At 44.1% G+C, this 23325-nt stretch carries 18 protein-coding genes, 1 tRNA gene and 1 pseudogene; 12 read left to right on the top strand and 8 right to left on the bottom strand.

The window, feature by feature from the left end; all coding sequences use genetic code 11:
- Positions 1–216: 216 nt before the first annotated feature.
- The 3 genes from M2470_RS11270 to M2470_RS11260 form a co-directional block, all read right to left on the bottom strand.
- Positions 217–609: an antitoxin HicB gene (locus tag M2470_RS11270; RefSeq protein WP_280745093.1), complete on the bottom strand. Its 393-nt coding sequence runs from the start codon at positions 607–609 to the stop codon at positions 217–219.
- A gap of 12 nt (positions 610–621) precedes the next feature.
- Positions 622–810: a type II toxin-antitoxin system HicA family toxin gene (locus M2470_RS11265; protein WP_280745092.1), complete on the bottom strand. Its 189-nt coding sequence runs from the start codon at positions 808–810 to the stop codon at positions 622–624.
- 174 nt (positions 811–984) lie between these two features.
- A tRNA-Pro gene (locus M2470_RS11260) sits at positions 985–1060 on the bottom strand.
- Positions 1061–1221: 161 nt separating this feature from the next.
- On the opposite strand from M2470_RS11260, the gene M2470_RS11255 reads away from it, so the two are divergent.
- From M2470_RS11255 to M2470_RS11230, 6 genes are all read left to right on the top strand, one after another.
- Entirely contained in the window at positions 1222–2400 is a 1179-nt protein-coding gene (locus tag M2470_RS11255) for a Xaa-Pro peptidase family protein (protein ID WP_280745091.1), read from the top strand.
- A gap of 19 nt (positions 2401–2419) precedes the next feature.
- Positions 2420–4114, top strand: coding sequence for an alkaline phosphatase (locus M2470_RS11250; protein ID WP_280745090.1), 1695 nt, complete (start codon positions 2420–2422; stop codon positions 4112–4114).
- A gap of 67 nt (positions 4115–4181) precedes the next feature.
- Positions 4182–5102, top strand: coding sequence for an aspartate carbamoyltransferase (gene pyrB / locus M2470_RS11245; RefSeq protein ID WP_280745089.1), 921 nt, complete (start codon positions 4182–4184; stop codon positions 5100–5102).
- A gap of 7 nt (positions 5103–5109) precedes the next feature.
- Positions 5110–5574 carry an aspartate carbamoyltransferase regulatory subunit gene (gene pyrI, locus M2470_RS11240; RefSeq protein WP_280745088.1) on the top strand — a complete coding sequence of 155 codons (465 nt, stop codon included), beginning with the start codon at positions 5110–5112 and terminating at the stop codon, positions 5572–5574.
- Positions 5571–6137, top strand: coding sequence for a flavin reductase family protein (locus tag M2470_RS11235; RefSeq protein ID WP_280745087.1), 567 nt, complete (start codon positions 5571–5573; stop codon positions 6135–6137). Before pyrI ends, M2470_RS11235 begins: the two co-directional genes overlap by 4 nt.
- A gap of 3 nt (positions 6138–6140) precedes the next feature.
- Positions 6141–6851 (top strand): porin family protein, encoded by a 711-nt coding sequence (locus M2470_RS11230; RefSeq protein ID WP_280745086.1) that lies wholly within the window; start codon positions 6141–6143, stop codon positions 6849–6851.
- Positions 6852–6854: 3 nt separating this feature from the next.
- Here the strand turns inward: M2470_RS11230 and M2470_RS11225 are convergent, their stop codons facing one another.
- The 3 genes from M2470_RS11225 to M2470_RS11215 all read right to left on the bottom strand — a co-directional run bounded on the left by M2470_RS11225 (position 6855) and on the right by M2470_RS11215 (position 10831).
- Positions 6855–9758 (bottom strand): PD-(D/E)XK nuclease family protein, encoded by a 2904-nt coding sequence (locus tag M2470_RS11225; protein ID WP_280745085.1) that lies wholly within the window; start codon positions 9756–9758, stop codon positions 6855–6857.
- 222 nt (positions 9759–9980) lie between these two features.
- Complete coding sequence (locus tag M2470_RS11220; protein WP_280745084.1) at positions 9981–10589, bottom strand: OmpH family outer membrane protein; 609 nt, start codon at positions 10587–10589, stop codon at positions 9981–9983.
- A 23-nt stretch (positions 10590–10612) separates the two neighbouring features.
- Positions 10613–10831, bottom strand: a complete 219-nt coding sequence (locus M2470_RS11215; RefSeq protein ID WP_280745083.1) for a hypothetical protein — start codon at positions 10829–10831, stop codon at positions 10613–10615.
- A gap of 142 nt (positions 10832–10973) precedes the next feature.
- On the opposite strand from M2470_RS11215, the gene M2470_RS11210 reads away from it, so the two are divergent.
- The 5 genes from M2470_RS11210 (at position 10974) to M2470_RS11190 (ending at position 18551) form a co-directional block, all read left to right on the top strand.
- Positions 10974–12431, top strand: coding sequence for an aminoacyl-histidine dipeptidase (locus M2470_RS11210; RefSeq protein WP_280745082.1), 1458 nt, complete (start codon positions 10974–10976; stop codon positions 12429–12431).
- 148 nt (positions 12432–12579) lie between these two features.
- Positions 12580–14028, top strand: coding sequence for a hypothetical protein (locus tag M2470_RS11205; RefSeq protein ID WP_280745081.1), 1449 nt, complete (start codon positions 12580–12582; stop codon positions 14026–14028).
- Positions 14029–14040: 12 nt separating this feature from the next.
- Complete coding sequence (locus M2470_RS11200) at positions 14041–15033, top strand: endonuclease (protein ID WP_280745080.1); 993 nt, start codon at positions 14041–14043, stop codon at positions 15031–15033.
- A gap of 9 nt (positions 15034–15042) precedes the next feature.
- Positions 15043–16731 carry a M23 family metallopeptidase gene (locus M2470_RS11195; protein ID WP_280745079.1) on the top strand — a complete coding sequence of 563 codons (1689 nt, stop codon included), beginning with the start codon at positions 15043–15045 and terminating at the stop codon, positions 16729–16731.
- A 68-nt stretch (positions 16732–16799) separates the two neighbouring features.
- Positions 16800–18551, top strand: coding sequence for a phospho-sugar mutase (locus tag M2470_RS11190; RefSeq protein ID WP_280745078.1), 1752 nt, complete (start codon positions 16800–16802; stop codon positions 18549–18551).
- Positions 18552–18630: 79 nt separating this feature from the next.
- On the opposite strand, the gene M2470_RS11185 is transcribed toward M2470_RS11190, so the two are convergent.
- Both M2470_RS11185 and M2470_RS11180 read right to left on the bottom strand, forming a co-directional pair.
- On the bottom strand, positions 18631–19572 hold the full coding sequence (locus M2470_RS11185; protein WP_280745077.1) for a rod shape-determining protein: 942 nt from the start codon (positions 19570–19572) through the stop codon (positions 18631–18633).
- 26 nt (positions 19573–19598) lie between these two features.
- Complete coding sequence (locus M2470_RS11180; protein ID WP_280745076.1) at positions 19599–21491, bottom strand: alpha-L-fucosidase; 1893 nt, start codon at positions 21489–21491, stop codon at positions 19599–19601.
- A 310-nt stretch (positions 21492–21801) separates the two neighbouring features.
- Between M2470_RS11180 and lysS the strand changes: the two are divergent.
- Positions 21802–23307, top strand: a pseudogene (gene lysS / locus M2470_RS11175) (lysine--tRNA ligase); the annotation flags it as partial.
- Between the last annotated feature and the right edge of the window lie 18 nt (positions 23308–23325).

The following is a 23325-nucleotide window of genomic DNA, read 5'->3' as shown; positions in this document are numbered from 1 at the left end:
ATTCACATATTCGGACGTACCAGTATTTAACCAATAATTATGAAAACAATTATTTAACGAAAAAATGATTGTCATTGCAAATATAATGATAGAAACCAGAATATTAAAATAAAATGTCGTAATTGTACAATGTTTTGGGGAAATTGATAACAAACCGGAGCCTAACTAGTCGTTCTTTGCAAAAAGAACTTTACTTTATCACCATGTATTGTGAAATTAAATCAAGCTGATGGAGGATAGTTCTTCGGTCAGTATATTTATTCCTTTTTGTATTTTTTCTAACTGTTTGGCACGAGGCTTATGAACCCCAGCTGCATAGTGCCAAAGCTGGCGCTCATTTATTCCGGTGATACGGCTTAATGCTGCTTTAGTGAAAATATTGCTATAATAATTTATAAACGTGGCGGCATCAATCTTAAATTTCAATTCAAATTCTCCGGAGAGGATATCAACTGGAGAAGGATTATCTTCAAGATATAATTCGATAGCCTCCTGCATATTCTTCTCGATTTCTTTCAGGTCATTACCTACAGTCATGATAGGAGCTCCATCAATATATGCACTTAGGTTGTTTCCTGCATATTCTACGATTACTTCAACTACTTTCATATCTCTTTGCTTTTATTTAAGTCCCGCTTGTCTCAGGATGTTGTAATAAGTTCCTTTTTCAATGCCTTTTTTGCCATGATTAGGGACAATTACCATTAATCCGTTTTTCTCGTATTTCAGGTGACTGCCTCTTTGGCTTTTTAATTCAAAGCCGTTTTTTATAAGCAAAGCCACTACTTCTTTTACAGATTTGTAACTCATAGTGTGTTGATTTTGGACTTGTTTACAATACAAATGTAGTAATTTTACGAACGAAAACAAATAAATTGTTCGTTTTTTTACTATGTATTGAGTGAGGAAGTATTGATCTGGGGATGGAATAGTGAGGGGATGTTAAAATAAAAAAGCTGAGTATCTATATGATCTCAGCTTTATTGGTCGGGATGAGAAGACTCGAACTTCCGACCTCCACGTCCCGAACGTGGCGCGCTACCAACTGTGCTACATCCCGATTTTTTCTTACGGCTGCAAATGTACAAATAAATTGGAAAAAGGAAATACTTTCTATGATTTTTGTTTTGTAATATTTATTGTTGCTCATTGCTAACGCTTTTTTTACTACTTTTGAAGGGTATAATAGAACGTGTATTTATTCTAGGATTGTAGAAAGGAGTGATAAACAAAGATTTAGTAGGAGATTTAAAGTTGAAGTGGGAGCGCATACAGCAAGCTATGCAGCAGAATGGTGCTGATGCCTGCTTGTTGAGTGTTGATGTGAATTTGTATTATGCAACCGGACAGGTGTATAATGGTTATTTCTATCTGCCTGTCGAAGGTACTCCCTGGTTTTTTATTAAACGCCCGAACGGATTGAGCGGAGAGCAGGTATCATATATCCGCAAGCCGGAACAGATGACCGAAATATTCGCCGAGAGAGGAATCAAGATGCCGGAAAAGCTTTTGCTGGAAGCAGACGAATTGACATATAGCGAATACGTGCGCTTGCAGGCTGTCTTTAGTCCGAAAGAAACAGGAAATGCAACAACGATATTACGTTCTCTGCGTAGCATTAAAACGCCTTGGGAGATTGAGCAGTTTCGTATCTCCGCCAGGCAACATGCCAAAACGTATGCCGAAGTACCTTCGTGTTATCGTCCGGGAATGACCGATCTTGAGTTTCAGATTGAGATAGAGAGACGAATGAGGCTGAATGGCTCTATCGGGCTGTTTCGCTCTTTTGGCTCCAATATGGATATCTTTATGGGAAGTGTTTTGGCAGGAGAAAATGCCGAAGCGCCTTCTCCCTTTGACTTTGCTCTGGGAGGGGGAGGAGTTACCTCGCTACCGCTGGGAGCAAACGGAACCTTGCTGAAAGACGGAACGGCTGTTATGGTAGATATGGCAGGTAATTATACTGCTTATATTACGGATATGACCCGTATATTCTCTGTCGGTAAATTACCCGAGATCGCTTACCGGGCGCATCAGGTGTCTATTGATATCCAACAGGAAATTGAACGGATCGCTCGTCCGGGAACTTCTTGTGCCGAGCTGTATAATCTGGCAGCAGGTATATCCGAAAAGGAAGGCTTGTCGGCATATTTTATGGGCACTAAGCAGCAGGCCAAGTTTGTAGGCCATGGTATCGGCATACAAATAAACGAATTACCTGTATTTACGCCACGTTCAAAAGAACTGTTGCAACCTAATATGGTTTTTGCCCTGGAGCCTAAATTCGTGCTTCCCGGAATAGGTGCCGTAGGGATTGAGAATAGTTTCCTGGTAACGGAAACAGGAATAGAAAAGCTGACCCATGCCGAAGAGAACATCGTAAACTTATCAAAAGAATAGAATTTAAATGAACAAAACAATGAAAAAGAGAATGACACTCTTGCTCTTGCTGGCTGTCTTTATGTTGCCGGTTTCCGGAGCGGATGTAAAAGAAGTCAAACCGGTTAAGAACATCATTCTGTTGATACCGGACGGCACTTCACTAGCTACGGTTTCCATTGCCCGTTGGTTGCAATGGTACGATAACCCCGATCTGCCAAAATTGAATATCGACCCTTATTTATGCGGAACGGTGCGCACGCACTCTTCCAATGCTCCGATCGGAGACTCTGCGCCAACAACATCCTGCTACATGACAGGCTATCCAAGCCGTACAGGTTATGTCTCTACTTATCCGGAAAGTGATCCGCAGAATGATATCTACCCAAATGATCCGGCACGTGCTTTCCAACCTCTGGCTACCGTTCTGGAAGCCGGACAATGGCTGCATGGTAAGGCTGGTGGACTGGTGTTTACCTGTGAGTTTCCTCACGCAACTCCGGCAGACTGCTCGGCTCATAGCTACAACCGGGGAAAATACGAATGGATTGCTCCCCAGATGGCACATAATGACTTGGCAGTTGTGATTGGTGGAGGTATTTCGTTTCTTCCGGAAGAGAGTGAAAACTATCTGAAAGCTAACGGCTATTCTGTTTACAAGAACGACTTGAATGCCATGCGCAATGATTCATCTGATAAGATGTGGGCCTTGTTTGGCGATGGCGCTATGGATTATGATATTGACAGGGATCCTGCTCAGCAGCCCTCTATCGAAGAGATGACTCGTAAAGCTATCGAAAAACTGTCTATGCATGAAGACGGCTTCTTCCTCATGGTAGAAGGAAGCAAGGTAGACTGGGCGGCTCATGGCAATGACCCGGTTGGAATGGCGACTGATTTCCTGGCCTTTGATCGTGCCTGCGGAGCCGCTTTGGAGTTTGCCCGTAAGAATGGAGAGACGGCTGTTATTATTGTGCCGGATCACGGCAATAGCGGCGTAAGCCTGGGAGCACGTCATTGCGGGGGCTACGACAAACTGAGCAAAGACCAGCTGTTTTCGGCCTTCTCCCAGTTTAAGCTGACAGCCGAAGGCTTTGTTAAGAAACTAAACAGCGAGCCGGCTTCGGAGGTGCAGAATATATTCCGCGAATATGCAGGTTTTGAATTAAACGAGAGCGAATTGCAAGCCTTGTATCACTGCAAGAGCTACAAAAACAGTCCGATACCTGAAAACGAGCGTTCGTCTGAAGGTATAGAACCATCTTTGTATAGTGGCTCTTTAAATACGTTTATTTCAAATTTAATTACTTCCAAAACCTGCTTTGCTTTTACCACCGGAGGGCATACCGGAGAGGAAGTCTTTCTGGCTGCCTATCATCCGAACGGAGATCTTCCGATCGGCATGCATACGAATATCGAGTTAAACGAATACCTGTGTAAGTTGTTCGGCTTTAACCGGGATTTGCTGGACGAGCTGAGCAATCAGAACTTTGCTCAACACACAGAGGTATTCAAAGGTTATACCTGCGAGATTGTTCCGGCGAAAGAAGAGAAAGGTTTCCCCACTTTGGTTGTGAAGAATAAGAAGAAGCAACTCAATATAAAGCCGTTCACGAACATCGTAACGGAAGGCAAAAAGGGAGACAAGGAAATTCGCCTCAATTCGGTAATTGTTTATGTCGATAAAAACAATATATTCTACTTGCCGGAGAGCTTGGCGGAATATCTGAAATAAATTGAAAGCGAAGGCTGTTAAGTCTTCGCTTTTTTTATACATTTGTAACTACACAATCAGACAAATTATGAAGAGTAGAAGTTTAGTTTCCATAGATCAATGCTCCAAAGAAGATATCCTGCGTATTTTGGAGAATGCCGCTAAATTTGAAGAAAATCCCAATCGTACCTTATTGGATGGTAAGGTAGCCGCTACTTTGTTTTTTGAGCCGTCCACTCGTACCCGTTTGAGTTTTGAAACGGCTATCAACCGTTTGGGCGGACGGGTGATCGGTTTTCAGGATGCCTCTACCACCAGCTCCGCCAAAGGGGAGACGCTGAAAGATACGATCCTGATGGTTAGCAACTATGCCGACCTGATCATTATGCGTCACCACCTGGAAGGAGCCGCACGCTATGCTTCGGAAATAACAAACGTCCCAATCGTGAATGCAGGCGACGGAGCGAACCAGCACCCGTCACAAACCTTGCTCGACTTGTATTCTATTCAGAAAACGCAAGGGACGCTGAACGATTTGACTATCACGATTGTCGGCGATCTGAAGTATGGGCGCACCGTTCACTCGCTGATCGTAGGTATGTCTCATTTTAATCCGACTTTCCATTTCGTGGCTCCGGACGAGCTGCGTATGCCCGAGGAACAGAAGGCCATATGCGACAACCTGAATATCCCTTACACAGAGCATACGGCTTTTGCCGAAGATATAATCAATCAGACAGATATTCTTTACATGACGCGCGTACAGCGTGAGCGCTTTACCGACCTGGAAGAATATGAACGGGTGAAGAATGTATATATCTTGCGGAAAGATATGCTGAAGGGAAGCCGGGACAACTTGCGTATCCTGCACCCGCTACCCCGTGTAAATGAGATAGATTACGATGTGGATGATAGTCCGAAAGCCTATTTCATACAGCAGGCAAGAAACGGATTGTTTACGCGCGAAGCTATTATATGCGAAGTTTTAGGTATCAACGATTTAATTTGATATAAGTATGTCAACAGGAAAGAAAAGAGAATTACAGGTCGCTGCATTGGAGAATGGAACGGCTATAGACCATATACCGCCCGACCAGTTGTTTAAAGTAGCTCATCTGCTGGAACTGGAAAAAGTGAACAATACAATTACGATAGGTAATAACTTCCATAGCAAGAAGATGGGACGTAAAGGAGTGATCAAGATTTCGGACAAATTCTTTGAAGAAGACGAGATCAATCGCATCGCCTTGATTGCTCCGAACGTCATATTGAACGAAATACGCGACTTTGAGGTAATCGGGAAATATACCGTGACCCTGCCGGACAAACTGGTAGGAATCGTAAAATGTAACAACATTAAATGTATCACCAATAACGAACCGATGCAGACTCGCTTTGAGGTAATAGATAAGAACAAGGGAACCATCAAATGTTGTTATTGCGAGCGGAAAATAAACAAAGAAGATATTATAATAAAATGAAAATAAGCTGGAAGCCGGGAACAATGATCTACCCTTTGCCGGCGGTGATGATTAGCTGCGGAAGCGAGCCCTTGGAGTATAATATAATTACGGCAAGTTGGGTAGGTACGCTCTGTACCAATCCGCCGATGTGTTATATCTCCATTCGTCCGGAGCGCCATTCGTATCCTATCCTGAAAAAGAATATGGAGTATGTAATCAATCTGACTACCGAATCGCTGGCGTATGCTACCGACTGGTGTGGAGTGACATCCGGCAAAAATCATCATAAGTTTGAAGAAATGAAGCTCACGCCGGGGAAAGCATCTCTGGTAAATGCTCCCATCATAGAAGAGGCTCCATTGTGTATCGAATGCCGCGTACGGGAGGTTATGGCATTAGGTAGCCATGATATGTTTATCTCGGATGTTGTAAATGTACTGGCCGATGATAAATACCTGGATAGTGAAACCGGAGCCTTTGATATGGAAAAGGCAGGGCTGCTGGCCTATGTTCACGGAAAATACTATGGATTGGGAGAGTTTATCGGTAAATTCGGCTGGTCGGTAAAGAAGAAAAAGTAAGTAATGAAACAAATCTGTCTGATAGCGTTTTGGCTTTTGTTTGGCCTGTTTGCCCAATCGCAAAACCCCATCAAAATAGAAGACAAGGTCTTCAATTGGGGTGCGAAGGTGGGGCTTAACTCTACATTTCCGGTGATAAATTCAATTACTGTAAACGGAGAGCAGGCCGAAAACATTCACCTTCAGTACCGGGTGGGTTTTTTAGCAGCTGCCTTTTGGCGTGTTAATATCGACAGGTTTTTCATCCAGCCCAGCGTCTCCTGGCGATATTCGTCGGGTGATATCCGATTCAACCTTCCGGAGGAAAAAATGGCTACAACTGCCGTAAGCAATGTCTATGACCGCCTGGTATACAAAACCAGATCCATAGAAGCGCCGGTCTTAGTAGGCTATAAGATTGTGAACGACTACCCATACGGTTTAAGCCTCATGGCGGGACCCAATTTTAAGTATAATTACGATGTCAATTACTCGTCGGATATTTATAATTCGCCGCGCAAGTACACCAGCGACAGTACCCCCTGGGGAATCAACATCGTCGGTGGAGTAGGGGTAACGATCTGGCGCTTTTTCTTTGATGTAACCTACGAGTTCGGACTGAATCAGGTAGACTCTGACTTTAGAGATACCAGCGTAGATGAACCACAGGGAAACAATATCGTTATTGATAAACGAACCAATGTCCTGAGCTTTTCTTTGGGCTTCCTGTTTTAGTCTTTATTTCCCGCAGATGTCTTTGAATGGGCAATAGACACAGGCTTTTCCGGTAGGAGTCTGTATAAATGCCTGCTCTGTCCCGAATATCTCGTCCAGGCAGCTGCGCATACCGCTCTCGAAGTCTTCGGAATAATGGGCAAAGTCTTCCACTAGCTCTTTCTTTCCACGCTCTATCCGCTGGTATATACCGGCCGTAAAGTCTTCAGAAAAGATGGTTCGCATGTAGTAGATACCGGGTTGTATCGCTTTGCTGTTGTTTTCAGGCAGGCGACTGTACATCCAGGCATACATGAAAACCTGCATAATGGCCTTGGCTCTGTCTTTTTCTTCTAAGTTAAAGAGGCTTTCGATACTGTTGAATTGCTGTATGCCATTTCCGCTTTTATAGTCGATAATGCGAATCCTGTCTTGTACTTCATCAATCCGGTCTATAAAGCCTTTCAGTTGTATTTCCGAACCGTCTGACAGGGTAAACGTATCGCTCATTCTCTTTTCCGACTCAATATATACGAAGGGTGTTAGCTTGCTGTCGCGTTCCAGTATCTTCTCCACATATTTGCGGATCATCTCGCCGATCAGGTAGTTCTGACCGCTTAGCGGGCGCACGGTGCCGGACTTGAAAAATACGTCGGCAAAGGCATATTCTATCGTATGGGTTACTGCTTCCTTGTCTTGTTTGATAATTTTCAGCAGATCGGCAGTTACCATCTTCTGTTTGAAAGGCTTGTAGAGCACTTCCATTACTTTATGCAGGATGCTCCCGAATACGTCACTCTCGATGGTTTCACTCACTTCCTCCTCTTCCTGTATTCCTTCTACAACCGAGAAGTAAAACTTCAGCGGACAATCCAGATAGGTGTTCAGAGCACTGGCGGAGATCGCCTTTTCGCCCCCTTTGCGGAAGACTTCCAGCCGCTTCATCACGTCCTCCGTTTTATTCACCTGTATAGGTAGTTTCTTTGACGAGGAAACATCATAAACCACCAGTTTGTCACGCATCGGTACTTCGTAATGATAATGAAGCTGATGGATAAAGCGGCTTTTTTCACCCGTCTGCAAGCCGTTGTTACGAGTGTCGTACAGCAGGCTTATCTTGCCGGCCCGCTGAATCAGACGGTAGAAATGGTAGGCCCATACACTATCCTGATGCTCATAAGTAGGTAGCCCGAACCCGCGACGCAAGTTGTACGGAATAAAAGAATTAGCCGCTTTTTTTAGCGGGAAGATCCCTTCGTTCATCGACAAGATGATGATCCTGTCAAAGTCGAGTGCCCGGGTTTCCAGTACCCCCATGATCTGCAATCCGGAAAGGGGCTCGCCACGGAAGGGTATGGTGATGGTATCGGTAATCCTTTTCAATAGCCGGAAGTAGGTGTCTATCTTCATCTCAATATGCGCTTCACGCATGATGTCCTGCATCCGGTTGACAGTTGTAAAGTAGTGGAAGATAAACTCTTGCTCGATATCCCGGGTAGAGAAGGGTCGGGCAGACGAGGGGTCGGAATCTTCCTCTTCTACCTCCGGCAGCTCGCTACTCATGCGCTTGTTTAATTCTTCCAACACCCAAATCAAATAACCGGACAGCTGGCTCATATCCTCTACTGGACTGAACAGAATACCTAGTAGAGGCGTTTGGTTCAGCTCGTTATAGCTGATGTATATTTTGTTGTAAGCCGTAATGTCTTTTACCAATGAGGTGATAATTTCCGGATGGCTTGGTGCGATATAACGATGGTTCAGGATAGGCAGAACATCCCGGTAGTAAAAGGTGGGGATGCGATCCATATAGCGGATGTTCTTTTGCAAGGCCAGGATATACTCCATCAGCGAGGCAACGGGTGTTCCCGATAGCGGATACCCCATGGTTACATTGATCCGTTTGATGGCTTCGGGGATGGCATTCAGTACCGGCATCAGCAAGTGCTCGTCCGGCAGGATGATGGCTGTCCGCAAAGCCTCTTCGTCTGTCAGTTCGCTTTGATTGCAAATTTCGTTCAACAGGCTGTACACCTGCTTGGCTTGCCCTATTGCAGAGGGAATGCCTATTACTTCTATATCCGCCTTTTTCCCAACTTCCTCCTTAGGAACAGTAAGGGCAGAGGGAAATAATTTCTGGTTACGTTTAACAAAAAAAGAGGCTTTGTTTTCCGGATCTGTTACTTTCTCGGACACATAATCCCAGTAAAAATCAGCAACTTCTTGCTTCTTTAATTCCAACAATAACATTTCTTCCGCTACGGAAAGCGCGTTCAACCCCACAAATACAATCTTCCGGTAGGGAAGCTCCTTTGCTTCGCCCCGTTGCATATTTTCTACTACTTCGCGGAAGATCATGCCTTCATATCCCTTTCCTTCTTCGGCCAGGGAATGCCTTAAGTCGCTATATAGCTCGTAAAGGATTTTCCAGACGGCCAGAAAGCTCTCCTGATTGCTGCTGTCCCCCTTCGGATAAAAAGAAGACCAGAACGAACGGATTGCCGCGATCTGTTCATCGCTTAGAAAGCTGAAGTCGGCTTCTATTGTCCGCAAATCTGTCACATTAGAGAAAAGCATCCGCGCATCAGCCATGTATTTATCAACATCGTCAAAGTCATTCAGCAGCATCTCTCCCCAATAGAGAAACTCGTCAAAGGATTCCGTACTCCCGCTTTTGGCAATATATAGGTTGTATAAGGTGAAAAGCATGCTGATTCGCTCGGCTGTCTGCTTTCCACTCAACTGCATAAACAAGTCGTTAATGGTAAGAATCGTAGGTGAAAACAAAGGCTTGTCTGAGATCTCGGCTAGGTATTTCCTGAAGAACAGCCCGGCACGCCTGTTTGGAAACACAAACGCCAGGCGACTGATGCCTGCTCCATGTTCCGAAAAAAAGAGTTCTGCTATCTGATATAAAAATGGCTTCATACTAACGTTGTTTACATGCAAACCTACTACTTTTTTTATGGATGAAGAAAAAGTTTCATGCCGTTGAGAAAAAAATCTCACGCTGATGAGAAAAAATTCTCATGCGGGTGAGAAAAAATTCTCATGGCGATGAGAAAAAAGTTTCAACCGGGTGAAAAAAAATAGCTCACGAGCCATTTTTGTTTACTCGTGAGCTATTTTGTATGTTGTTTGTGTAATTTCTTACTTGGTGGAAGGATTGTAATTTTTGTTCAAGTGATCCAGTATTTCGTCTGTGATGTTGTAGGCATCGTTTGCCAATAGGATCACGTCTGTAGACCTGCTGCTGAAGATTACCTGGAATTTTCTGTCGGCATTGTATATCTTCAATTGTGCAAGCAAAGAGTCGCGAAGTTGTTCCGTTAGTTTCTGTTGTTCTTCCATCAACTCTCTGGCTAAACGGTTATCAAGGGCTTCCAGCTCTTGCTGCTTTTTCATCAGGCGTTGTTGTTCTTCTTCGGCGCGTTGACGCGTAAGGAATGCATTATTCTGTATTTTGCGTTCAAAATCCTGAATTTCTGTTTGAAGTTTGCTTGCCTGCTGGTTGATGTTGGCACGGGAATTTTCCTGTTTTTTCATGATCACTTCCAGCAGATCATTATAGTAATTATAATTAAGAAGCAGAGAGTCCATATCCACATAAGCGATAGGAAGCAAAGCAGTAGGGTCACCGTCGGATGTAAATGTAGCGACTGCAGCTTTTGTATCCTTTTTGCCTGTAAATTGTAGAATAAACAAAATAATGACAGCTACGGCAAGTACACCGTTAACTACGTAGTTCATGTTCTTCATAAAGCTCAAATTAAATCTTTATATTATACTTTTATTTCTTTCAAACGTTCTTCGAGGTTCTTGCGCTTCATATCTTCCAGATGTTGTGTTCTGGCGCAATAAATCCCTTTTTCTCTTAGCGCTTTGTTGCCTCCGACATGTGAATTGGGGAACTCTCCTCCTTTTTTGAACAATATCTTGACAGAAAGCAATACGAGACAAATAAGAAGAATTATGATTGTTATTAATAATGTTGCAAGCATTTTCTTTATATTTGTGGACGCAAATATAAGAGTTTAACTGATTACATGGTATCTTTTTGGTAGAATATTCTACTTTTTTTAGTGCATTCTTAATATATTGCCTTTAATTAACTAAATACAAACACTGAAACAAGATAACATTATGGACATTAAAAATTTGAAACCGGAAATCGTATGGAAGTTCTTCCATGAGATTACACAAGTGCCTCGCCCTTCTAAGAAAGAAGGCAAAATTATCCAGTATCTGGAGTCTTTCGCAAAAGAGTACAATATCCCGATAAAGAAAGATAAAGTAGGAAATATCCTGATGACAAAGGCCGCTACTCCCGGTTACGAAAAACTGCCGACTGTTATTCTGCAATCGCACATGGATATGGTTTGCGAAAAGAATAGTGACAAGGTTTTCGACTTCGAGAATGATCCCATCCAAACAGTAGTAGACGGCAAATGGCTACGGGCCGATGGCACTACGCTGGGCGCCGACAACGGAATAGGAATGGCTGCCGAGCTGGCTATACTGGCTTCAAACGATATAGAACATGGCACTATTGAATGCCTCTTTACGGTAGATGAGGAAACCGGCCTGACAGGTGCCAAAGCCTTGGAGTCTGGTTTTATGACAGGTGAGATCTTGCTCAACCTGGACAGCGAAGACGAAGGAGAATTGTTTATCGGTTGCGCAGGAGGTAAGGATACACAGGCTGTCTTTTATTATGAAGAACTTGCAGCTCCTGAGGATATGCTGTATTTCCGTATCGACGTGAAAGGTCTGAAAGGCGGGCACTCCGGTGGCGAAATTCATAAAGGCTTGGGAAATGCCAATAAGATATTGGTTCGTTTCCTTTATCTGCTGAAAAAGAACTTCGACTTTGTGCTTTCTGCCATAGATGGTGGCAATCTGCGGAATGCCATTGCCCGTGAGGCATATGCCGTTATCGGTCTGAAATCAGCAGACAAAGAAGAAGTACGTGTCATGCTGAACCGCTTTACAGCTGACATAGAAAATGAATTGAAGCATGTAGACCCGGATGTGCAGATTGTTATGCAGTCTGTAGACCGTCCGGAGAAATATATTGACCCGCTTGTTGCAGAAAAGCTGATCTATTCTCTTTATGCCTGTCCGCATGGCGTAATTGCTATGAGCCATGATATCGAAGGATTGGTGGAAACCTCTACCAACCTGGCTTCTGTAAAGATGAAAGGCGGCGACACGATCGTAATAGGCACCAGCCAGAGAAGTTCAATAGAATCGGCCAAAGAATCAATTGCTAACCAGGTGGCATGTACTTTCCTGTTGGCAGGCGCAACGGTGACGCATGGCGACGGCTATCCGGGCTGGGCTCCTAACCCCAACTCAAAAGTGCTGAAAGTGGCGGAAGAAACCTACAAAGGTTTGTTCAACAAAGAACCGAAAATCATGGCGATTCATGCCGGGCTTGAGTGTGGCTTATTCTTGGAGAAATACCCCTACCTGGATATGATCTCCTTCGGACCAACGCTGCGTGACGTTCACTCTCCGGACGAACGCATCGAAATCGACACAGTTGGTTTGTGGTGGCAGCACACATTGGAACTGTTAAAGAATATTCCGGCAAAATAAAAAGAAAGACTTTTCGTTATAAGAGAGAGGATGAATCCTTATGGAATTCTTCCTCTCTTATGTTTTATAGCTTATGATCAATAAACTGACAGTTTTTTTTCTTGTAATATCAGCTGTGTTTTTCATTGTATTACCGGCTTGTAACGATATGAATGATGATTATTCGACGAATCCGAATGACCGTCTGTCCTTTTCTGTTGATACCCTTTCGTTTGATACGGTGTTTACAACTGTAGGTTCGGCTACCCGTCAGTTTATGATTTACAATAGGAATACAGATCCGCTGAATATAGAATCTGTTCAATTGGCCAGTTCGTCTACTTCCGGCTTTCGTCTTAATGTGGATGGGCGTAGCGGAGAATCCTTCTCTGATATTCGTATTCTGGGAAAAGACAGCATGTATGTCTTTGTGGAAGTAACTGTCGACCCGACAGGGCATGTAGAACCACTACTGCTGGAAGACCGGGTGGAATTTACCACCAATGGTGTGAAGCAAACAGTACTTTTGCAAGCTTACGGGCAAGATGCCAATATGATAAAAGGAGGCTATACCTTTACAACAGATACCTTACTGACAGCTGAGCGACCTTATCTGATCTACGATAGTGTGGTCGTGGCTGAAGGGGTGACGCTGAAAATAGAAGAAGGAACTACTTTCTATATGCACGATAAAGCGAAGTGGCAGGTGTTCGGAACAATGCAGGCTACAGGAACCTTAGAGAAACCGGTGGTATTCCGGGGAGACAGGTTGGATGATATACTCACCGATCTTCCGTATGACCGTATGCCGGGACAATGGGGCGGCATTTACCTTAAAAAGGAAAGTTTCAACAATACTCTGGATTACGTGATCGTGCGGAATGCAACCCATGCCATGGTGCTGGAATCCTCTGAACCTACACAGCCTAAACTGACTATCCGAAACTCGCAGATAACCAATGCTCAGGAAAGTCTTTTTGTAGCCCAAAATTGTCAGGTAGAAGCCATCAATACAGAGTTTACGAATGCAGCTAAGTCTATTGTTTCTTTGGTGGGTGGTAGCTACCATTTCATCCATTGTACATTGGCTAATTATTTTATTATTAGTCCGGGACGACGTGGACAGCCCGTTCTTGCTCTGACGAACTATATCATAGGAGCAGATAAGGAAACGATAATTTATCCCTTGCAAAAGGCTACTTTTGATAATTGTATCATTGACGGAAGCTATCCGGAAGGGGATAAACCACTGGGAGGCGAAATATCTGTAGACAATGCAGAAGGAACGGAGATTAACTTCCTCTTTAATCATTGTGCTGTTAAAACAAAGGAGGCAGAAGTATCTGTTTTTGTTGGAGTGCAGTTTATTGATAAAGACAATAAACTGAGTTATAAATCCCTCGGGAGTAGCGATAATGATTATGTGTTTGATTATCGCCTCAATATAAGCCAGGATGAAGATGGGAACGTCTTGGAAAAGCAGCTGGCTGTAGGAAAGGCAGATCGTTCGGTCTCCGAATTATACCCCTTGGATCGATATGGCCTTGATAGGCTGGCGAGCGAAGATGGACCTGATATCGGCGCCTACGAATATGTGCCGGATCCGGAAGAAGAATAACGAAAATTAAATATGAGCAAAACCTTAACTATCCTGATTTTATCCCTCTTTTTATTAGCTGTAGCAGAAGGGCAAATCCCCTTTCGCGTGATGAGCTATAATGTGGAAAATCTGTTTGATACGGAAGATAATCCGGCAACGAATGATGACGAATTTCTACCCTCCGGTAACCGCCGCTGGACCAAAGGGCGCTATTACCACAAACTACAGCAGATCGCCAAAGTAATCACTGCCGCCGGAGAGTGGGATACTCCTGCCTTGGTTGGCCTGTGTGAAGTAGAGAATGACACGGTGTTGACTCATTTGCTGAGACGGACGCCTCTTCGCCAACAGCATTACCAATACTGTATTTCCCAAACCTCAGACAGGCGCGGCATCAATATGGCTTTGCTTTATCAGCGGGACAAGTTCCGCTATATCAATCATCGCTCCGTTCCGGTAAAGCACAAAAAGAACGAATCGCATGCAGCGCGTGAAATCCTTTATGTCTGGGGAGAGGTTATCAGCGGAGATACGCTGGATGTGATGGTCTGCCATTTTCCTTCAAAGTACGGAGGAGAAAAGGAAAGCCAAAGCCGACGGGTGGAGGCGGCAAAGGCTGTGAGAAACGTATGCGATTCGTTGATAAAGGTTCGCACCTATCCACTAATCCTGTTGATGGGCGATTTCAATGATCCGCCGGAAAGCCGCTGTATGCAATGGCTAATAGGTGATGATTTCACGAATCTTTTCACCGGAAAAGGAGGCAGCCACAAATACCAGGGAGAATGGTCTCAGTTAGACCAGATTGTTGTACACCGGAACCTGACGAAGCCTGATTCACGTATGAAAGTAGTGGAGGAAAGTGCACGCAACTATTCCCCTTCTTTCTTGTTTATAAAGGATAAGACCTGGCGGGGTGAGCGTCCTTTCCGTACCTATCATGGCTTTAAATACGAAGGAGGATATAGCGATCACTTGCCCGTTTTGGCGGATTTCTTTGTATATTTGTGCGAAGATCAATAAACAGAACCAATGCGTTATTACTCTATTATATTTATCCTCAGTTTTTTGTCGTCTGTGCTGCTTCCTGCTTTCGGGCAAGAGGAACTGCGTAATCCCTTTGCTTTCCCTATCCTGCTGAGTGGCAATTTCGGGGAGTTGAGAACCAATCATTTTCATGCGGGACTGGACTTCAAAACACAGGGGGCAGAAGGTAAATCTATTCACATGGTGAAGGATGGATATGTGTCGCGTATATCGGTTAGCCCCTGGGGATACGGAAACGCCTTATATGTAGACCATCCGGACGGGACAACCACCGTTTATGGACACTTGCAGAAGTTTAACGATACACTTACAGCTTATATAAGGACAGAACAGTATGCCCGGGAAAGTTTTAGCGTAAACCTGCTTCCGGAACCGGGACAGTTTCCGGTGAAGAAAGATGAGATCGTTGCTTTAAGCGGGAATTCGGGTAGCTCGGGCGGGCCGCATCTACATTTTGAGATACGCGATACCCAGACCGAAGATATACTGGATCCGATGGATTATTACAAAGCACAGATAAAGGATAAGAGCAAACCTCGGATTCAGGGCGTAATGCTATACCCTGTAGAGGGAAAAGGCGTGATTAACGGAAGCGGCAAGAAGAAAGAGTTGAAGCCTGTAACCGCCAAAGACGGCATGCAAACCATCGTAGGAAAGATAGAAGCCTGGGGTGATATCTCTGTTGCCGTGAAAGCCTATGATTATATGGACGGAACGTCTAATATCTATGGGGTACGTAAGGTGGCTTTGTCAGTTGATAGCCAGCTTGTTTTCAAGAGTAATATCAACCGTTTTGCCTTTGATGAAAGCCGCTATCTGAATAGTTTTGTGGATTATGAGGAGTGGAAGGATAAAAAGTCCTTTTACATGAAAAGCTTTGTAGAACCGGGTAATCGCCTGCGCTTTATAGAGGGCGTGAACCGGGGTATTATTACGATTGACGAAGAACGCGTGTATCAACTGACCTATCATCTGCAGGATGCGTTTGGAAATACAGCACAACTATCTGTTTGGATTGATGGAAAAAAGCAAGACATCCCGGCGCCTGATACAGCGAATGCCACTTATTTCCACTGGAAAAGCGAGAATCGTTTCGGGGCAAAAGGCGTTCGTCTTACCATTCCTTCCGGCAACCTTTATGACGATGTATATTTTCGTTATTCGGTAAAAGAAGACAGCACGGCTCTTGCCGCTACACATACCCTGCATAATCGTACCATTCCTATACATGACAAGGCGCAGTTATCACTTCGTCTGCAAAAGGATTCACTTGATAATAAACAACAATATGGTATTGTGAGACGGCAGAACGGAAAGTATACCTGGGTGGGTGGTACGTACCGTAACGGCTGGCTGGATGCCGATATCCGGGAACTGGGTGTTTATACGATTAAACAGGATACGGTTCCCCCTGTTATTACTCCTGTTAATCAGACTGCTTGGGTAGGTAGCCAGAAAATAACCTTCCGTATAACAGACAACCTGAGTGGAGTAAAGTCTTATCGGGGCGAAATAGACGGACAGTATGCCCTTTTTGAATATGACGGAAAGAAAGGACTGGTTTCCTACTCTTTTGATAAGAAGCGTCTTGCCCGGGGCAATCACAAACTGTCGTTTTTGCTGATAGATAATTGTGGAAATGAGTCTCTTTTTGAGCATTCTTTTGTTTGGTAATTTTAATAAATTGATATCTTTGTTTGCTTATAAATAAAGAGAAGCAATTAACAATACGTGATATAGATATGGAGAATAATGACTTACTTGAAATGGTAAGAAGCCGTGCGAAAGGCTGGCTTACCGATAGTTATGATGCCGATACGCGTGCTCAGGTACAGGCTTTACTGGACAAAGAAGATCCTACGGATTTAATCGAAGCCTTTTATAAAGACCTCGAATTTGGAACCGGAGGACTCCGTGGAATCATGGGTGCAGGAACCAATCGTATGAATATCTATACGGTAGGAGCTGCTACACAAGGTCTTTCCAATTACCTGAAAAAAGAATTTGCTCATTTGTCACAGATAAAAGTCGTTATAGGACATGACTGTCGGCACAACAGCCGCAAGTTTGCGGAGATATCTGCCGATATTTTTTCTGCCAATGGAATCAAGGTCTATCTATTTGAAGATCTTCGCCCTACTCCTGAAATGTCATATACGATCCGTAAGTTCGGATGCCAGAGTGGTATCATCCTGACAGCCTCTCACAACCCCAAAGAATATAATGGCTACAAGGCCTATTGGGACGATGGCGCGCAGATGATTGCCCCACATGATAAGAATACGATTGCAGAAGTAAACCGGATTCGGAATGCTTCTGAGATTCAGTTTAAAGGTGATAAGAGTTTGATTGAAATTATAGGTAAGGATGTTGATAAACAATATATTGAGGCCTTGACCGGTATTTCGCTTTCAAAAGAAGCGATTGCTCGTCATCACGATATGAAGATTGTTTATACTCCCATCCATGGAACAGGGGTACAGATTGTGCCCGCCACCTTAAAGGCCTATGGCTTTACGAATATTATCCATGTGCCGGAACAGGATGTAGTGAGCGGCGACTTCCCGACAGTGGTATCTCCAAATCCGGAAGAACCCGCAGCCTTGGCTATGGCTGTAGAAAAAGCGAAGGAAACAAATGCCGAACTGGTATTGGCAACTGATCCTGACGGCGACCGGGTAGGGGCGGCTGTTAAGAATAATGAAGGCGAATGGGTGTTGCTCAATGGTAACCAAACGGCATTATTGTTTGTCTATTACCTGATCACCCGCTGGAAAGAGTTGGGCAAAATAACAGGTAAGGAATACATCGTTAAAACTATTGTTACTACGGAGTTAATTAGTACGATTGCCGAGCGTAACAAAGTAGAGATGTATGACGTATATACCGGCTTCAAATGGATCGCCAACGTGATGCGCGAAAATGAAGGCAAGAAGGCCTACATAGGCGGTGGAGAAGAGAGCTATGGCTTCCTTTGCGAAGACTTTGTTCGGGACAAAGACGCCGTTTCAGCTTGTGCTATATTGGCAGAAATGGCCGCCTGGGCAAAAGATCAGGGCCTTTCCTTGTATCAGTTGCTGCAGCGTATTTACCTGGAATATGGCTATTCGCATGAAAAAGGTATTTCAGTCGTAAAAAAAGGAAAGAGCGGAGCCGAAGAAATAGAGGCTATGATGGCCAATTACCGCAAGAACCCTTTAACGGAAATTGCCGGTTCCAAAGTAGCTTTCATCTATGATTATTCTACATTGAAGGGATACAGTTGTCAGGACAAGGAAACGATAACCTTGGATATGCCTACCACTTCCAACGTGTTACAGTATGTTACGGAAGATCAAACAAAAGTATCTATCCGTCCTTCGGGAACGGAGCCCAAGATCAAATTCTATTGCGAAGTGCAAGCTAAGATCAGTAGCCTTGACGAATTGCGGGAGGCCCATGATGCAGCAGAAGAAAAGATCGGCCGGATATTAGTTTCCTTAGGCGTTAACTGAGGTATATAAATTAAAATACGAAAACACGGAGAATACGACATACAGTATCTCCGTGTTTTTTGTTTTTATATCCTTAAGATCAGATTATTAAATATTTGTACAGCTCTCCGGGATTGGACTGTATCTTTTCCAGCCCTATACCCAGATAATAGATATCCGGGTTGTATGATTTTGGGGATATGTTTATTTGTTTCGAGATATACTCAATTACCCCTTTTAGTTTAAAGCCTCTTCCTATCAAATAGATACCGGAGCCTTTTACTTTCTGCATAATATCTTCATCCAGGTTCTCATAATGTCTTATGATGCTATCCACTAGATAATCAATGTATTTTTTTACGCAATTGGAGATCTCTGTGTTGAGTATAGTGATGCTTTTGCTCTTGTCGGTGTGTTTTTCTTTTCCGCTTATTGCGATGTATTTTTCAAATGTTTTGTCACTGAGGTCTGCGTATTGTATCTTTAGTTTTTCAGCTTCTGTCTTATCAATCTCCAGATTGTATTCTCTCCTTAGGTAAAGCCAAATAGCTTCGTCGATACTATCGCCTGTAGTGTCGGAAAGGTTGTTTCTTAATATCTTGTATCCTTCTAGGGTAGTGATACTGGTTTTTCCGGCACCGAAGTCTACAAGCATGGATACGGAGTTTTTGATGTCTACCTCTAATCCGGTCAGAGTAATGAAACAATCCTGCAACATAAAACATTGCTTAGCTCCGGCACATTCCATTACATCCCGGTATGCCCTTAGATCAATCTCGCTGGCTCCGGCAGGAATCGAAACTAAAATAGTATACGACGGATGTAAAAAACCTAAAATGGGCTTTTGAATCTTTTTGATCTCTTGTTTTACAAATTGCTCCGTCCCATAGAGGCTGGCAATCTTTCCGTTAGCGATAATGCTAAAGATTTTCCCTTTCTCCTCGAGCAGTGGGGGTGTTTCCGTTTGTAGCTTACCGTTTTTACATATCCTGACTAGACTTGTTCCCAGATCAAAGGCGATATTGTTTTTTAGGTATGCCATTTGCCCGTTGTATCAGCCACTTGCACTTACTCTACCATTACCTTAATCTCGGCAATGGTATAAGATGTTGTGTTGGTGGTTGTTTCAAGTGCTTCCAGCTTTACGTATCGGGCTTCTACCGGGTCGCTAAACCAGACATCCTGACGGATGGGGTTGTTTTTAATATTGTTGAATACTGCTTCTTTTCTTATTTCCTTCCACTCGGAACCATCTTCACTTACGTACAAATTGTATTTGGTGATATGAGAGGCAAACATGTTGTCGGCCGGAGTGTATGAGAATCCTTGCAAGGAAAGGGTTTCTCCCAGGTTCAGAATAATGGGTTCCAGATTGCTGAATGTGCGGGTGGTATGCATATTCCCGTCAATAATATCTCTGTTTCCTTTTTCGGCGGGAGAGTCGATATTCCATTTTTCAGCAAGAGCAACTATTTCGTCTGCCTTGTCGGCACCCTCTGCGGAGCTTGTGTAAAAATGCTCCGGAGCATTGTATATCTCCACTTTGTTCAATACCGGGCAAGCCAAGGCTTCCTTGATATTCAGGCGTAGCTTTTGAGTGGTTACCTGGTGGAAGCGGAGGATGCGCTTATATCCAATCGTTGTGCCGTCGGCTATCATCTCCCAGTTGGCGGTATTTTCGTCCCATATCTCTAGCGAGAAGGCGGCTACCCGTTGTCCCAGCGGGATGTATTCCTGTACCAGAAAACGATTGAATGTTTCCGGTTTCTGAAGGGTGATCTCTATAGCAGTAGACAATACATCATCGTCGGCAGCCCAATAGCTGTCGTATGCTTCGTCCAGCAGATGTTCTGCTTTGTATTTGGCTGATCCTCCACGGGTGTTGATGGCATGCAAGGATGCTCCCTGAGCCAGGTCGCGGGCAAAGCTGTCGTCTATCGCCTGGCGGAATTCCATCAGGCGTGCCGAGTCGTTAGGGTGAATGCGCCCTTCCCGGCTGGGAGGAACATTCAGTAGCAGGTTTGAATTGCGCCCGATGGACGTATAATAGATGTCCATCAGCTGATTGAGGTTCTTAACCTGGTTGTCGGTACGGGGACTGTAGAACCATCCCGGACGGATGGAAACGTCTGTTTCTGCCGGTACCCAGGCTTCTCCATTGATATTCCCCCGGGTCAGTGTGTCACTGGGAGGAGCTCCCAAACCCGGCTCAAATCCTTTGATATTCAGGCGTGACCAGTTTGTTTCTCCGGCTATTCCTTTTTCGTTACCCATCCAGCGGCAACCGGGACCTACATCGCTGAAGATAACAGCTTGCGGATGGTAGCTATATACTGTTTTATGGAATAAATCCCAGTCGTATTCCTGTCGTTTACCTTTGTGTGCATCTCCGTTTGCTCCGTCAAACCATTGCTCGAACACGTCGCCATAACTGCCCAGTACTTCTGCCAGTGTATTGGCAAATACCTCGTTGTATTCAGGCGTGCCATAAGAGGGATGGTTCTGATCCCAGGGCGAAAGATAAACGCCAAACTTTAAACCATATTCCTTGCAGGCATCCGACAGTTCGCGCAGCACGTCTCCCTTGCCGTCTTTCCAAAGGCTTTCACGCACAGTGTGGGTGCTGTATTGGCTGGGCCACAGGCAGAACCCGTCATGATGTTTGGCTGTAATGATGATCGCTTTCATACCCGCTTCCTTGGCGATAGAAGCCCACTGCCGGCAATCCATCTGGGTAGGGTTGAATACTTTCGGATCTTCTTTTCCATCTCCCCATTCTACATCTGTAAAGGTATTCGGACCGAAATGGATAAACATATAATATTCCATTTGCTGCCAGGCGAGTTGGCTTTCAGAAGGAAGGGCGCCATAAGGAGCCGGTGCTTCTACCTCTTTTACGCAAGATGTAAACAGCAAAGAAAGAATGGGTAGTGAGCAAAACAACAAGATTTTTTTGTGCATAAATAAAGCTGGTTTTTAAGTTGTATAAAGTGCTGCAAATATACGAAGAAATGCCGATTACACCTAAAACGCACTGCGTTTTTGTGCGTATCACTTTTGTTGCCGATAATTGTCGGCAAGCCTGCTCATAATTGTCGGCAATATTGTTGATAGTTATCGGCAGAATTGCTGACATATGTCGGCAAACAATGATAACCAACATTTTTCAGGAAGTATGCCCGAAAACTTTATCGATTACCTGTAGCTTCTTTTAATATGATTAATAGGAAAAGTTTTGTACTTTTGTGGCTGTTATTCAAATAGCAAAACAATGAGTGTATCGGAACTAAGTGAACAAGAGATTTTCAGACGGAATAGTATGGAACAGTTGCGCCAGATGGGCATAGAGCCTTATCCGGCAGCTGAGTATGTAACAAATGGCTGGTCTGAAGAAATAAAAAAGAATTTCAAGGATGACGCAGAGCGCCGCGAGGTGCGCGTTGCCGGACGTATCATGAGCCGCCGCATTATGGGAAAGGCTTCCTTTATGGAATTGCAAGACTCGGAAGGCCGGATACAAGTGTATATTTCAAGGGATGATTTATGTCCCGGTGAAAACAAAGAGATATACAATACCGTATTTAAGAAACTACTGGATATAGGTGATTATATAGGTATTAAAGGCTATGTGTTCCGTACACAGATGGGTGAAATATCCGTACATGCCGAGGAATTGACAGTATTGGCCAAATCGCTCCGCCCGCTTCCTATCGTGAAGATGAAGGATGGTGTGGTGTACGATGGCTTTACAGATCCGGAACAACGCTATCGCCAGCGTTACGTAGACCTGGTGGTAAACGAAGGAGTGAAGGATGTTTTTGTCAAGAGAACCAAGATATTTAACTCCATGCGTGAGTTCTTGAATCAACATGGATATATAGAGGTAGATACGCCTGTACTTCAGAGCATTCCGGGAGGAGCTGCAGCTCGTCCTTTCATTACGCATCATAATGCGCTGGATATTCCTTTGTATTTGCGTATAGCCAATGAGCTTTATCTGAAACGTTTGATCGTAGGGGGCTTTGAAGGGGTGTATGAGTTTAGCCGTAACTTCCGTAATGAAGGGATGGATCGTACTCACAACCCAGAGTTTACAGTCATGGAATTCTATGTCGCCTATAAAGATTATAAGTGGATGATGAACTTTACAGAACAAATGCTGGAAAAGATTTGTATGGATGTTCATGGAACCACAAAAGTAATGATGGGAGATAAGGAAATAGACTATAAAGCTCCTTATCCACGTGTAACGATGATTGATTCTATCAAAGAGTTTACAGGTGTAGACATCAGCGGAATGGATGAGGCCGAGTTGCGCAAAGTTTGTAAGCAATTAGGTGTAGAACAGGACGAAACAATGGGTAAAGGAAAGCTGATCGACGCTATCTTTGGTGATAAATGTGAAGGCAATTATATCCAGCCGACCTTTATTATCGACTACCCCATAGAGATGTCTCCTCTAACTAAAAAACATCGTGACAATCCGGAACTTACCGAGCGTTTTGAACTGATGGTAAACGGTAAGGAACTGGCCAATGCCTATTCCGAGCTGAACGACCCGATAGATCAGCGGATACGTTTTGAAGACCAACTGAGTCTTTCGGAAAAAGGCGATGATGAAGCGATGTTTATCGACCAGGATTTCCTTCGGGCACTGGAATATGGTATGCCTCCTACAAGTGGTATCGGAATTGGAATGGATCGTCTGACAATGTTCCTCACCGGTCAGGAAAGTATACAGGAAGTATTGTTCTTCCCACAGATGCGTCCGGAAAAAACCGTCAGAAAAGATGCT

This window comes from Parabacteroides sp. PH5-46, assembly GCF_029892785.1.
Classification (GTDB): Bacteria; Bacteroidota; Bacteroidia; order Bacteroidales; family Tannerellaceae; genus DFXE01.
This window is presented reverse-complemented; position numbering and strand designations above follow the sequence as displayed.

Excerpts from the sequence above, each read along its gene's own strand:
- M2470_RS11270 (WP_280745093.1), bottom strand. The coding sequence starts at position 609 with ATGAAAGTAGTTGAAGTAATCGTAGAATATGCAGGAAACAACCTAAGT.
- M2470_RS11265 (WP_280745092.1), bottom strand. The coding sequence starts at position 810 with ATGAGTTACAAATCTGTAAAAGAAGTAGTGGCTTTGCTTATAAAAAAC.
- M2470_RS11250 (WP_280745090.1), top strand. The coding sequence starts at position 2,420 with ATGAAAAAGAGAATGACACTCTTGCTCTTGCTGGCTGTCTTTATGTTG.
- pyrB (WP_280745089.1), top strand. The coding sequence starts at position 4,182 with ATGAAGAGTAGAAGTTTAGTTTCCATAGATCAATGCTCCAAAGAAGAT.
- pyrI (WP_280745088.1), top strand. The coding sequence starts at position 5,110 with ATGTCAACAGGAAAGAAAAGAGAATTACAGGTCGCTGCATTGGAGAAT.
- M2470_RS11235 (WP_280745087.1), top strand. The coding sequence starts at position 5,571 with ATGAAAATAAGCTGGAAGCCGGGAACAATGATCTACCCTTTGCCGGCG.
- M2470_RS11230 (WP_280745086.1), top strand. The coding sequence starts at position 6,141 with ATGAAACAAATCTGTCTGATAGCGTTTTGGCTTTTGTTTGGCCTGTTT.
- M2470_RS11225 (WP_280745085.1), bottom strand. The coding sequence starts at position 9,758 with ATGAAGCCATTTTTATATCAGATAGCAGAACTCTTTTTTTCGGAACAT.
- M2470_RS11220 (WP_280745084.1), bottom strand. The coding sequence starts at position 10,589 with ATGAAGAACATGAACTACGTAGTTAACGGTGTACTTGCCGTAGCTGTC.
- M2470_RS11215 (WP_280745083.1), bottom strand. The coding sequence starts at position 10,831 with ATGCTTGCAACATTATTAATAACAATCATAATTCTTCTTATTTGTCTC.
- M2470_RS11210 (WP_280745082.1), top strand. The coding sequence starts at position 10,974 with ATGGACATTAAAAATTTGAAACCGGAAATCGTATGGAAGTTCTTCCAT.
- M2470_RS11205 (WP_280745081.1), top strand. The coding sequence starts at position 12,580 with ATGAATGATGATTATTCGACGAATCCGAATGACCGTCTGTCCTTTTCT.
- M2470_RS11200 (WP_280745080.1), top strand. The coding sequence starts at position 14,041 with ATGAGCAAAACCTTAACTATCCTGATTTTATCCCTCTTTTTATTAGCT.
- M2470_RS11195 (WP_280745079.1), top strand. The coding sequence starts at position 15,043 with ATGCGTTATTACTCTATTATATTTATCCTCAGTTTTTTGTCGTCTGTG.
- M2470_RS11190 (WP_280745078.1), top strand. The coding sequence starts at position 16,800 with ATGGAGAATAATGACTTACTTGAAATGGTAAGAAGCCGTGCGAAAGGC.
- M2470_RS11185 (WP_280745077.1), bottom strand. The coding sequence starts at position 19,572 with ATGGCATACCTAAAAAACAATATCGCCTTTGATCTGGGAACAAGTCTA.
- M2470_RS11180 (WP_280745076.1), bottom strand. The coding sequence starts at position 21,491 with ATGCACAAAAAAATCTTGTTGTTTTGCTCACTACCCATTCTTTCTTTG.